We start from the raw sequence: 11,375 nt of genomic DNA, 5'->3' as shown, positions 1-11,375 counted from the left end.
TTTACAGAATATTAACAAACAAAAAAAGAGGACCGCTTCATAATGAAACAACCCTCTTTCCTTATAGCAAAATTGTCGAAAAGTTTGTTAGATCAGGTCCACTATTTCTTTTTCTGGTGACACTTCGCGCATGTAACCGGACCAGTAGGTTTATTCTCGTTTTTCAATTTCTTGTGACAGACTTGGCAAGCGTCGTGATAAGCCTTTTCCAGCTTCACAATCTTACCATCAGCTTCGAGTTTATGGCATGTGCTACATTTCTTGACTTCTTGTCCTTCTTGCCAAACGTTTTTGCCATCTTTGTACTCATGATGACAATCTGTGCATTTAAGAGCTTTGTGCTTGGCATGCGGAAAAATGACAGGGCCCTGCTTGAATTCCTTAAAAACGTCTCCAGAGTGAATACTTATGTCTCCTTCGGGGACCTTGTTGGCAGCAACAGCCATTCCAGCGAACAGGATGGTTGAGAAAACTATCAGCGCACAAACAGCGATTTTCCCTCTGATATCCATTATTTAGCCTCCAACACATTATAAAAAAATACCGCCACAAAACAACCAAAGACACGGTATCTTGTCTCTCGCGAGACGCGATATACTCAAATTAACACAGTTTATAATGCCGTTCAAACAATTTTTTCCGGTTTCACGCCAAGAGTTTCCAGCTCGCTAATGACCATCGCCATCATGGCGGTTACTTTACCACTGATAGTTTCCGTAAGCTCCAGTCCATAAGGAGTTATGTCAACAGGTTCTATGCCGATTACTACTACTGTTTTGGGCTCCTTGTCCACAAGAGCGCAAAGGTTAAGAGCTTCCACCAAATCGCTATCATGCGCTGATTGCTTTATTCTCAATCCTTTTGGTAAATCCGCCCTCTCAAGTCTGTAAAGGCTACCTGGTTCCCCTCCGCCTATCACTGCGTCCACTACAACCAAGTGGTCAGATTCCTGAATTGTTGATAGCAGCCATAATCCCTGGGTGCCCCCATCAACGAGATGGATATTCTCAGGAAAAATGTAGGTCTTTCCGAGTTCTTCAACTACGCGCACCCCTACTCCTTCGTCACGAAGAAGTATGTTACCTATCCCTAGAACAGTTATTCTATCTGTCATTTTTTTCTGGAAAAAAAACCTCGTTTCTTAGGCGTTACATTCGATCCCTCAAGCTCAGCCAGTCGCCTCAAAAGATCTTCCTGTTCTTGACCTAATTCTTTGGGCGTCTGGATATATACCACAGAAATAAGGTCACCTCTCCCTCGTCCACGAAGGTGAGGAATACCTTTCCCCGGAATTCTAAAATCCTGACCCGCCTGAGTTCCTTTTGGGATTTGAATCATTTCATTTCCTTCAAGAGTTGGAACATCTATCTGGCCTCCTAGCGCCGCTACGGGAAAGCTGATAGGAGTCAGGACAATTACGTTGTCACCTTCACGCTTAAATGTCTCGTGAGGTTTCACGTTTAAATAAACGTACAGATCACCAGCAGGAGCGCCAGCGTCGCCAGATTCCCCTTCTCCATTAAGTCGCAGACGTGACCCGCTTTCAACACCCGGAGGAATCTTCAAAGAAAGTTTCTTTGAAATCAACACCCTGCCAACACCCCGACATTTTTCACACGGGTCCGTCACCACAGTCCCAGCCCCTTGGCATGTTGGACATGTGGTGCTAATAGAAAAAAATCCTTGAGACCTAGTGACTTGCCCTCTTCCACCACAAGTTGAGCATACGGAGGGAGGTGAACCACCACGAGTGCCTAGACCGTGACACAGTTCACACGGCTCATGTTTGGATATCTCAATTTCAGTTTCTTTACCAAAAGCGGCGTCCAAAAAGTCTATCGTCAGGTCGAGCCTAAGATCAGCCCCTTTCCTTACACGATTCATTCTCGATCGACCACCACCAAATCCAAAAAACTCTTCGAAAATGTCTCCAAAGGATGAGAAGATGTCGTCGAAATTCCTAAATCCCGTGAAGCCTTGCTGTTGTAGCCCGTCGTGCCCAAATCTATCATAGATTTTTCTTTTTTCCACATCGCTCAACACTTCGTATGCTTCAGCCGCTTCCTTGAATTTTTCCTCCGCGTCTTTGTCACCCTTGTTACGATCCGGGTGATATTGCAAAGCCTGTTTACGGTAGGCCTTCTTGATCTCGTCAGCTCCTGAACCTTTGCTGACACCAAGAACGTCATAATAGTCTCGTTTGGTCATAGTATTAACTCAGACAGAATTATTTGATCGGCTAAACACGAACTACCGCATATTGCCAATCTGTACATATGTGCACGTTGAACTCAATTGTCACCCTCGTACTGAAATTTTCTCCGGTTCCACGTCAGGCTTCCTTTCGGATTCCTGTTCACAAGGCGTCAATTCGCCCTGTTTGGTTAACATACTTATGACGCATGCGCTTCGAAACTGGCAATAAATTCTCGGGCTGTGGCAACAAGCGCATTCTTCACACATGCGGTTTCCATCCTTCTGACAATAATAAATTCCCGGACGACCCGGGTGTCTGTAACAGGCCTCCATTTGTACATAAACCTCGGTGACTTATTTTTCACAAAGTAAGCTTAATACTCTTTCTCGCTTTTCCTGGCGTATTCTAATGATTTCCCGAAGTTTCTCAGTATATTTCTCACGATTGAGAAACGATCTTCCCACTCAATACCATTTTCGCATTTACGCATTAATCTCCCGGAACACGTCACAATTTCGGAAAAAGCATTTCAACCGGCAGATCGCTCTCGCTGCCAAGCCGTGTATGCAATTGGGATTACCATCAACAGGCGGGAGTGATTGTTGTCATGCCGAGCATGTGGGTAAAACCGCTACGAAATTAATCAATCCTATTAGTAACATGGTTGACCTCGTTCGTGAGATCAAAGAAGGCGGACGTCGGGAAATTTGGCAACCGTTCCTCAAGTGTCAACAAAAAACATCTGTACAATTAGACAAAGACGTTCTCTTTTTTCTCTCTTGCTATGGTCGAAGTCGGCGTGGTCCCGTAATTATGCCCTGGAAGCACGATTGTTTCGTCCGGTAGAGTAAAGAGCCGTTCCTTGATAGACTTGCGGAGTGTCTCGTAAGACCCTCCGGGAAGATCGGTTCTACCGATGCCCCCGACAAAAAGAGTGTCCCCGGTAATGACATGACCATCAAAATAAAGGCATATTCCCCCAAGAGTATGACCTGGAGTATGAATTACTCTGACCGACTCATTTCCAAACGCTATTATGTCATTGTCTTTAAGCAGTATCGATGGTGGAGGTGAAGGCTCAGCTCCAAACATTGCGAGCATGCCTAAATTGGGGTGAGTCAGATCCGCAGCGTCCAGTTCATGAATTGCAATAGCGGCGGAGGTAGCTTCTTGAGCTTCTTTATTGCCCGAGACATGGTCAACGTGACTATGTGTATTTACAATGTGAGTTATTTGCTTTATCCCTTTTCCATTGGCTCTATTAAGAATCGGACCCGCAGCGCCTCCTGGATCTACAACTATTCCAATTCCAGTTTTTTCGTCGCCAAGCACGTAACAAAAGATTTCAAAACCACCAATTTGAATTTGTTCTATTAGCATGAACCACTCCCATTTTTAGTAAACGCCGAAGGCTGATAAGCGCAGTATGGCTCCTCTGCCATCCGCCGTCCGGTCCGTTCGTAAGCTCTAGCCCGACACCCTCCGCAAAAGCGAATGTAATCACATTTGCCACATTTGCCTTCAAGCAGTCTAAAATTCCTCAACTCCTTAAACAATTCCGATTCCAACCAGATGTGACTAAAACTATTTTCCCTGATCGAGCCAGCCTTATCATCAAAATAGCCGCACGGTTGAACATCACCCACATGCGAAACAAAGGCAAACGATAATCCTCCGAGGCAGCCTCTGGTTTGAGCGTTGAGTCCAAATGTATTCTCGCTGACTTCGATCCCCTCCCGGGCGGCTTGTTGTCTCAATATTCTATAATATTGCGGTGCGCACGTAGCTTTTGTTTCCAGCTTGGTCTTTCTGCCGATTTGATAGAATTCGAGGAGAGTTTGTTCATATTCTTCAGGGCCCATCTCCTCACCGGACAGGTCTCGAGCGCGACCGGTCGGTACGAGCAGAAAAACATGGAATGCTGAAGCGTGAAGTTCTTCCGCCAGCTTGATCATCTCAGAGAGTTGATGTCGGTTTCGCCTTGTCAGAGTTGTGTTGATTTGTACGCCTACCCCAGCGGACCTTAGCATTTCGATTCCATTTAAAGAAGCTTCGAACGCCCCAGGGACACCACGAAACTTATCATGATCTTTTGCCGTAGGACCATCAAGACTTACACTCGCTCTTGGAATTCCCACCTTAGCGACTTCTCCAGCCATTTCGCGTGACACCAGCGCGCCATTAGTAGCCAGAACGGCTCTCAAGCCTGTTTTTATGGCATGGTCCGCTAATTGAAAAAAGTCTTTCCGAAGCAAAGGTTCGCCCCCGGTCATAATAAGTATCGGCGTGCCTTGCTCCCTAACCCCTTCTATCAGTTTTATGCTTTCGCTGAAGGTAAGCTCGTTGGAATCAATTACGTCTGAGGCTCCAGCTCGACAGTGCACGCACTTGAGGTTGCACTGCCTTGTCATCTCCCACGCTACCAGTCTTAACGTAAAAGGGCGCAAATTTTACCTCTTAAATGGGCCGCCCTGAAGAGCCCTGGCCGCTTCGAGAGCGTGATATGTTATTATGAGGTCAGCGCCTGCCCTCTTTATTGAAGTCAATATTTCCAACATACATCTTTTCTCGTCGACCCAACCGTTTTGAGCGGCGGCTTTGAGCATAGAGTACTCGCCGCTGACATTGTACGCTGCGACTGGCCTGTTAAAGGATGTCTTTACTCGCCAGATTATGTCGAGATATGACAGGGCAGGTTTTACCATGACAATGTCGGCTCCTTCATCTATATCCAACTCGACCTCTCGCAGCGCCTCGTCAGAATTGGCCGGGTCCATCTGATAGGACTTGCGATCGCCAAACTGGGGAGCGGACTGGGCCGCGTCCCTGAAAGGGCCATAAAAAGCTGAGCAGTACTTGGCGGAGTAGGCCATAATGGGGACAGATTCGTAGCCAGACTCATCCAAAGCCTCTCTAATGGCTGAAACCCTACCGTCCATCATGTCACTGGGAGCGACCATATCCGCGCCCGCCTGAACATGAGAAATCGAAACCTTGGCAAGAATATCCAACGTGGGATCATTGTCGACATCATGGTTGGAAATGATTCCACAGTGCCCATGATCCGTGTATTCACACAAGCATACATCAGTTATTACCATCAATTCCGGAATTGCGTCTTTTAAACTCCTGATGGCTTTTTGGGTTATTCCTTCGCGAGCGTAGGCCTGTGACCCGACAGCGTCTTTTCGAGACGGTATTCCGAAAAGAATTACCGCAGGAATTCCACTTTCCGCAATTAGACGAGCTTCCTTTACCAAGGTGTCCGGAGAAAATTGAAAATGTCCCGGCATTGACACCAAGGGGTTTTTTATCCCCTTTCCTTCGACCACAAAGAGGGGAAGGATAAAGTTAGAAACATCGAGAGAGGTTTCGCGGATCATCCTTCGAAATGCCTCATTTTTTCTCAGCCGTCTTGGTCTATATTCCGGGAAGCGCATGATTACTCCTGTGGTTACTATAGTTCCAGACATTTTATAGTAGCTGCTTGGCGCAGTGTCAACGTAAGCGCATTTATTTCCCTTTTGTTGTGGCGGTACGCTGAATATATAATTCAAGGAGACATTTTACGGCGCAGATCGAACGCGCTGATCCGTCTTGACCATTTAAAACAGAGAAGGAGAGTTGCTCTTGGACCACACTGGATTCAACCATGAAGACAAATTGAAGCGAAGCGCGTTCGTGTTCGCTCATCCGGACGATGATGTTTTTATTTCGGGCTTAATGCGCAGATTAATCTCAACAGGCTCCGAAGTATTGGGTGTTTGGCTTACCAGCGGCGGGTTTCTGGGGGGGCAGGAACGTAGAGAGGCTGAATTGAGATCAGCAGCGTCAATTTTGGGCCTCAAGAAAAACCGCTGTGAGCTGCTACGATTCGCGGATCTAGGGCTAATGCGATCTCTGGACTCGGCAGCGGTGGCCTTAAAAGAGGTATTCGTTAGATTCAAACCAGACAATGTTTTTGTTACGGCTTTTGAAGGAGGACACCCAGATCACGACGCTGCGAATTTTATTGTCTACGAGTCGAGATTTAGATCAATGTTGGATTTTCCTATTTTTGAGTTTCCTCTTTACAATGGAACAGGACCGTTTTGGTCCTGGCGGTGGAGAATAAACGCTTTCCCTTCAGGCGGCCCGGCAACCCTATTTATACCTCTTGATTCGTCAGAGGTTGATTGCAAATTTAGCATAATGAGGGTCTATTCAAGCCAGTGGATGTACATGGCTCCGGCTTTTTTGGCTAGATCAAGGAAGAAGTTAATTACACAGGGCGAGCCCTATCGTAAATGTCCCAAAACTCGGGATCACTCGTTACCACCTCACGTGGGAAAGCTTAATTATGAAAGATGGTTCAATTCCTTCATGAAGATCCGCTTTAGTGATTTTTCGCAATCAGTAAAAAGAACCCGAACATTTCAGACTTTCGATCAGGATAGTTCCGATTAAGGGCTATTCACAGCCACTCTAATCAACATCATCGTCGCAGGCGCAATGACCTAACATCCATCTAGTCATCGAACCAAAGGTTCCAAAATAATTGGCTTCACTGTATCCTTTTTTGCCACATTTAGTTTTAGCTTCATCTTCAGACCGCGTACGAAAATAATCCGATCGCTTGTGGCAGTTCTTCTCGGCCACAAATTTTCCGCATACCACATAAATCGTTCTGCCTCCCTGAGCAGGGGCCTCACTTACAAAACACAAGCCAACAATCGTGATCACAACAACTTTCAATAAGGTTTTCATGATCCCCTCCCCTGAAAGACTTGAACACTTGGTATTTATGATATTATGTTGGTGGAACAATCTTTTTTCAAATCAGCGCTAAAACAGGAAGTTCTAAATGAGCGACGCAAAAAACGAATCAGCCGTCTTGAATAGGTTCCTTATGGGCAACGAGGCCATAGCAAGGGGCGTCATAGAATCTGGATGCTCTTTGGCTACCGCTTACCCCGGAACACCATCATCAGAGATTATGGAATCACTGGTCAGGTGGAAAACGGAACTAAAAAGTTCCATATACCTGGAGTGGTCTATCAACGAAAAGGTCGCTTTTGAAGTGGCTTATGGAGGGTCTCTCGCTGGCAAACGATGCGCAGTCGCTATGAAGATGGTGGGATTGAATGTCGCTTCCGACCCATTTACAAGCGCTGCGTATCTAGGCATTCGCGGTGGACTAGTAATAATTGTAGCTGATGATCCCGGACCTCATTCGAGTCAGACTGAACAGGATAGTCGTTTTTTCTCTTGGTTCGCGAAGGTTCCTGTGTTCGATCCTGGGTCACCCGCTGAAGCGTTGGAAATGACCATTAAAGCCTTTGACCTATCTGAAAAATATCAGGTTCCCGTCATGTTGCGACCATGCTTGCGAGTCTGCCACGCAAGACAAAACGTTACGATTTCACATCCACGGAGCCAGATTAATATCGGGGCATTTGAAAAGAATTGGACTCGATGGGCCGCAACCCCGAAATTTAGATTAGCGCTACATGGGGAACTGAATCGGAAGATTGAGACTATAAGCTCTACGGAAATTTTCGCTCTCCCCAAACTAATCGCCGGCGATTCCCAATCTTCAAGAATAGTTATAACAAGCGGCTCCGTATCCTCCCACGTGAGGGATGTCGTTTCGTCAGAGGCTAAGATGAGTGGACTGTCCGTATATAAGGTGGACCTGCCTTATCCGGCGAATCACTCTGCGTTGCAGTCCCTTGTGGACTCTAAAACAGAGACTCTCATTGTGGAGGAGACATATCCGGTTATGGAATTACAGATAGGCAATCGGACCAAGGTCAAGGGTAGAATGTCCGGCGCCGTCCCACGACAGGGAGAGCTTGATCCAGAGGCTGTTGAGAGGATCATCTCCGGATTTGTTGGGCTCAAACCAAAAGATTTTGAGGCCCCAAACCTCAAAGTGAGACGACCCTCTCTTTGCGCGGGCTGTCCCCATAGACCAGCTTTTTTCATGATCAAAAAACTATTTAATGGCGCAATTTACGCTGGAGATATCGGTTGCTATACGCTGGGGGTAAACCTCGGAGCGGTTGACACATGCCTCTGTATGGGGGCTTCCATAGGAATGGCTTGCGGATTCGCCCAGGCAGCCAAACAAGGACAAGATGGTGAATTAGTGGTAGCCACTATAGGGGACTCCACCTTTTTTCACGCCGGAGTCCCGGCCCTGATAAACGCCGTGCACACAGGCGCCAATTTCGTGCTTGTTCTCATGGACAACAATATCACAGCCATGACTGGGGGACAGCCTACCCCAGCCACCGCTTTAACGGCCGACGGGTCGAAGGCTGTTCCGATAGATATGGAAAGATTGATTAGAGGATGCGGCGTCGAATTTCTAGAGGCGGTTGATCCATATGACTATCATGCCCTTGAGAACACGTTGAAAGCGGCAAAATCGTTTTCTCACGAGAAGAAAGCTGGTGTTTCAGTAGTAATTACTCGTCGTCCCTGTATCCGTTCGAAAAATGCCGCAGTGTCGAAAACCAAGTTCCAAGTTGGAGAAAATTGCGACAAATGTATGACATGTGTTCGGGATCTTGAATGCCCAGCGATCAGTTTTGTGAAACAAAACAAGAACGTTCGGATTGACCCTGACTTATGCGCAGGGTGTGGTTTCTGCGTTGAAGTTTGTCCCTCAAAAGCAATTTCGGTATGGGGAATATAAACATGATTCAGATGATTCTTTGTGGACGGGGTGGTCAGGGCATCGTATTCCTGACCAGATTACTCGGCGACATAGCGACACGCAAGGGACTTGACGTCATTTCTTCTGAGACACATGGCATGGCTGTTAGGGGGGGATCTATAAACAGCCATTTGAAAATCGGCTCTTTTTCGTCTCCGCTGGTTAGATGGGGCCACGCTGATTACTTGCTGTCTATGGATATGCTGGAAACCGGAAATAACCGCCAATTTCTCAAAGAGGGTGGGGTCGTTTTTGAGAATTCCCCAGTCGCTTCTGAGTCTGGTCTATTTAGGGTAGATGCGGCTCGGATAGCGCGCTCCATTGGGAGGATACAACTCGAAAACGTTGTTTTGCTAGGCTTCTCGGCCTTCTTGGGAAATCTGGAGGTTTCGGTCGAAGACATCCGAGCAAGACTTTCACAAGACCCTCGCGAGTCTGTACGCAACTATAATATTAAAGCTCTTGACGCCGGAGTTAAAGTTGGATCCGCCATGAAGACAACTGGCGGTTCTACGGGTTGAAACATTCAGCGGATTTGGAGAAACTGCAGTTCCGGAAAATGATTCCTGTGTACCCAGAGGTTGATGGATTCAAATTGCTGGTAGTGATAGAATATTTGTGGGCGTAAAATTTCGGAGGCCTATGGTGAATATCGAGGATGTTTTGTTGGGACTGGCGGATAGGATACTAGACATAGACGAGGCTTCCCTCGCCTCTCTTCAGGAAAAGTATTTGAAAAAGGTCGCCGATTTCTCGGCCTCTAAGGATTGGGAGCGTTCAATAATAGTATACTTTATGATAAGTTCCGTAAGAGTTAAGAACAAGATTTTTAATGATAGAATCAAAGGCAATGGCCCCAAAACCCCTTTTAAGCCTTCCAAGAGCCTTTTCAAGGTGATTAAGTAGCGATATTTTTAATTTATTTTATTAATTTTTATTAACATCTGGTTGACATTATATGGGTTTAATCTGTATTGGAACCTTTTTTGATTTGATTTTCTAACAAAAGAAAGTATAATAAGAGTGTCAAGATCTTGGTGGTTTCATGCAGGGGATTGATCAATTCAAGCTCCTCCAACTCGATGACTATCCATCGTTCTGAGTTGATATCTTTCGCCTGTTCCGAAAGGAGAAGCGTCATGCGGAATAAAATACGGGTTATTGTGACAGGGACCTTCAGTCTAGCTTTTTTGATGGCCAGTTGGTCGTTGCAATCGGCCCACGCTCAAGCTAATTACGACTACAACACATCTTCATTAATGCAATCCGGAGACAGTGGGCAAAATGCCCCGATGCCGCAGGCGTATTATCCCTATTGGAACAATTATTTGGATAATCTTCAACGTGAGGGCGGTTATTATTCAGTCACCGGCGCATACGGAAATTCCGCGCCGGTAACTAGCTACTATCCTGCCAATCCGGCCAGCGACGCGACGTCGCCTCAAGTTACCAGTCAATCAGGAATGTATTATAACCCTCAGGACTATTACGGCGCCTCCCAGCAGCAGGGATATCAGCCAGGAGCGGCAGCTCCTTCTTATCAAACCTACCAGGCGCCTGCGCCGAATGTTCAACAGCAGGCGAGCCATGGCAAGAAATCTTCAAAGAAACAAAGGTCGGCGGCCATTAGCGCCAACCAACCTCAGCAAAATTACTACGGACAGCAGCAACCTCAACAGAGCGCCGGACAGTATCCGAGCTATCCTCAACAACAACAGCAATACGGGCAACAGGCCTATGGACAACCTGGGTATGGCCAGCAACAGCAACCACCGGTTAACCAGGAGACTCCCCCACCTTACGGATCCGATCCTTCGGTACAAGCGGCTCAACAAAAGGCCTATGATAGAGCTGTAGCGCGGCAACGAGCAGCGGAACTAGCCGCCCAGCAACAAACCGCCATGCAAGAGCTTCAGCAAACACAACAAATGTACGTGGCGGCTCAGCAAAAATTGAAGGAACAGGAGCAGAAACAGAAAGAACTGCAGAACGAATATCACAAAAAGGCGGTGGGCGAGGCTTATGAAGGTTTGAGAACAGCCCAACAGAGATACTATGACCTGATGGGTGTCGCCCAGGATGCAGCGAGGCAAAATCAGGGAGGTCAGCCCGCTCTCGCTTCCCAGCCACAAACGATTCCTCAACAGGCTATGCAGTACCCACAGGCGGCGCAGACTCAGCCCAACTATCCTCAGAGCATGCCCGCCGCTAGCTACAGCCCGGGTCAGACCCAACCGAGCTATCCGACCTCCCCTGGAGTTAATACCGCTGCGTCTCAAATGGCTCCTTCGGCTATTCCTCCCGGTCAAGCCACCCCTCTGCAAATTCAACCTCAAGCTCAACCACAACAGGAGAGTTCTGGAGGTTTCTGGGGTACGCTAAAGGAAATTTTTTCTCCTCCAACTACTGGCCCAGTCCCAAATCAGCGGAGCATGTGGGAAAATAACAAACAACGGGGAATTGACGAATAGTGGG

General features: G+C 47.1%; 12 protein-coding genes. 5 read left to right on the top strand and 7 right to left on the bottom strand.

Annotated features, from left to right (window positions below):
• Positions 1 to 101: 101 nt before the first annotated feature.
• The 6 genes from WC647_16525 to hemB all read right to left on the bottom strand — a co-directional run bounded on the left by WC647_16525 (position 102) and on the right by hemB (position 5,637).
• Positions 102 to 512, bottom strand: a complete 411-nt coding sequence (locus WC647_16525) for a cytochrome c3 family protein (protein ID MFA6223913.1) — start codon at positions 510 to 512, stop codon at positions 102 to 104.
• A 113-nt stretch (positions 513 to 625) separates the two neighbouring features.
• Positions 626 to 1,114 carry a HyaD/HybD family hydrogenase maturation endopeptidase gene (locus tag WC647_16520; GenBank protein ID MFA6223912.1) on the bottom strand — a complete coding sequence of 163 codons (489 nt, stop codon included), beginning with the start codon at positions 1,112 to 1,114 and terminating at the stop codon, positions 626 to 628.
• Positions 1,111 to 2,208 carry a molecular chaperone DnaJ gene (gene dnaJ, locus WC647_16515; protein ID MFA6223911.1) on the bottom strand — a complete coding sequence of 366 codons (1,098 nt, stop codon included), beginning with the start codon at positions 2,206 to 2,208 and terminating at the stop codon, positions 1,111 to 1,113. Before dnaJ ends, WC647_16520 begins: the two co-directional genes overlap by 4 nt.
• Positions 2,209 to 2,947: 739 nt before the next feature.
• Positions 2,948 to 3,577: an MBL fold metallo-hydrolase gene (locus WC647_16510; protein ID MFA6223910.1), complete on the bottom strand. Its 630-nt coding sequence runs from the start codon at positions 3,575 to 3,577 to the stop codon at positions 2,948 to 2,950.
• Positions 3,571 to 4,644: a radical SAM protein gene (locus WC647_16505; GenBank protein MFA6223909.1), complete on the bottom strand. Its 1,074-nt coding sequence runs from the start codon at positions 4,642 to 4,644 to the stop codon at positions 3,571 to 3,573. The genes WC647_16510 and WC647_16505 overlap by 7 nt, the downstream gene beginning before the upstream one ends.
• A 3-nt stretch (positions 4,645 to 4,647) precedes the next feature.
• Positions 4,648 to 5,637, bottom strand: a complete 990-nt coding sequence (gene hemB, locus WC647_16500; GenBank protein ID MFA6223908.1) for a porphobilinogen synthase — start codon at positions 5,635 to 5,637, stop codon at positions 4,648 to 4,650.
• A 190-nt stretch (positions 5,638 to 5,827) separates the two neighbouring features.
• Between hemB and WC647_16495 the strand changes: the two genes are divergently transcribed.
• Positions 5,828 to 6,643 (top strand): PIG-L deacetylase family protein, encoded by an 816-nt coding sequence (locus WC647_16495; GenBank protein MFA6223907.1) that lies wholly within the window; start codon positions 5,828 to 5,830, stop codon positions 6,641 to 6,643.
• Positions 6,644 to 6,661: 18 nt separating this feature from the next.
• Here WC647_16495 and WC647_16490 read toward each other — a convergent pair whose 3' ends face one another.
• Positions 6,662 to 6,943: a hypothetical protein gene (locus WC647_16490; GenBank protein ID MFA6223906.1), complete on the bottom strand. Its 282-nt coding sequence runs from the start codon at positions 6,941 to 6,943 to the stop codon at positions 6,662 to 6,664.
• A gap of 97 nt (positions 6,944 to 7,040) precedes the next feature.
• Here WC647_16490 and WC647_16485 point away from each other — a divergent pair, with 97 nt between their 5' ends.
• From WC647_16485 to WC647_16470, 4 genes are all read left to right on the top strand, one after another.
• Positions 7,041 to 8,879 carry a thiamine pyrophosphate-dependent enzyme gene (locus tag WC647_16485; protein MFA6223905.1) on the top strand — a complete coding sequence of 613 codons (1,839 nt, stop codon included), beginning with the start codon at positions 7,041 to 7,043 and terminating at the stop codon, positions 8,877 to 8,879.
• A gap of 2 nt (positions 8,880 to 8,881) precedes the next feature.
• Entirely contained in the window at positions 8,882 to 9,421 is a 540-nt protein-coding gene (locus tag WC647_16480; protein MFA6223904.1) for a 2-oxoacid:acceptor oxidoreductase family protein, read from the top strand.
• A gap of 121 nt (positions 9,422 to 9,542) precedes the next feature.
• Positions 9,543 to 9,806, top strand: coding sequence for a hypothetical protein (locus WC647_16475; protein MFA6223903.1), 264 nt, complete (start codon positions 9,543 to 9,545; stop codon positions 9,804 to 9,806).
• Between the two features lie 233 nt (positions 9,807 to 10,039).
• Positions 10,040 to 11,371: a hypothetical protein gene (locus tag WC647_16470; protein MFA6223902.1), complete on the top strand. Its 1,332-nt coding sequence runs from the start codon at positions 10,040 to 10,042 to the stop codon at positions 11,369 to 11,371.
• Positions 11,372 to 11,375: the final 4 nt, after the last annotated feature.

The organism is Desulfomonilaceae bacterium, assembly GCA_041662605.1.
GTDB lineage: Bacteria > Desulfobacterota > Desulfomonilia > Desulfomonilales > Desulfomonilaceae > CAJBEZ01.
The sequence above is the reverse complement of the archived record's forward strand: the minus strand, read 5'-3'. Positions and strand labels throughout refer to the sequence as shown.

Bases quoted from the DNA above. Each gene is read 5' to 3' on its own strand.
- WC647_16490 (MFA6223906.1), bottom strand. From the start codon at position 6,943: ATGAAAACCTTATTGAAAGTTGTTGTGATCACGATTGTTGGCTTGTGT.
- WC647_16485 (MFA6223905.1), top strand. From the start codon at position 7,041: ATGAGCGACGCAAAAAACGAATCAGCCGTCTTGAATAGGTTCCTTATG.
- hemB (MFA6223908.1), bottom strand. From the start codon at position 5,637: ATGCGCTTCCCGGAATATAGACCAAGACGGCTGAGAAAAAATGAGGCA.
- WC647_16525 (MFA6223913.1), bottom strand. From the start codon at position 512: ATGGATATCAGAGGGAAAATCGCTGTTTGTGCGCTGATAGTTTTCTCA.
- dnaJ (MFA6223911.1), bottom strand. From the start codon at position 2,208: ATGACCAAACGAGACTATTATGACGTTCTTGGTGTCAGCAAAGGTTCA.
- WC647_16510 (MFA6223910.1), bottom strand. From the start codon at position 3,577: ATGCTAATAGAACAAATTCAAATTGGTGGTTTTGAAATCTTTTGTTAC.
- WC647_16475 (MFA6223903.1), top strand. From the start codon at position 9,543: ATGGTGAATATCGAGGATGTTTTGTTGGGACTGGCGGATAGGATACTA.
- WC647_16520 (MFA6223912.1), bottom strand. From the start codon at position 1,114: ATGACAGATAGAATAACTGTTCTAGGGATAGGTAACATACTTCTTCGT.
- WC647_16480 (MFA6223904.1), top strand. From the start codon at position 8,882: ATGATTCAGATGATTCTTTGTGGACGGGGTGGTCAGGGCATCGTATTC.
- WC647_16470 (MFA6223902.1), top strand. From the start codon at position 10,040: ATGCGGAATAAAATACGGGTTATTGTGACAGGGACCTTCAGTCTAGCT.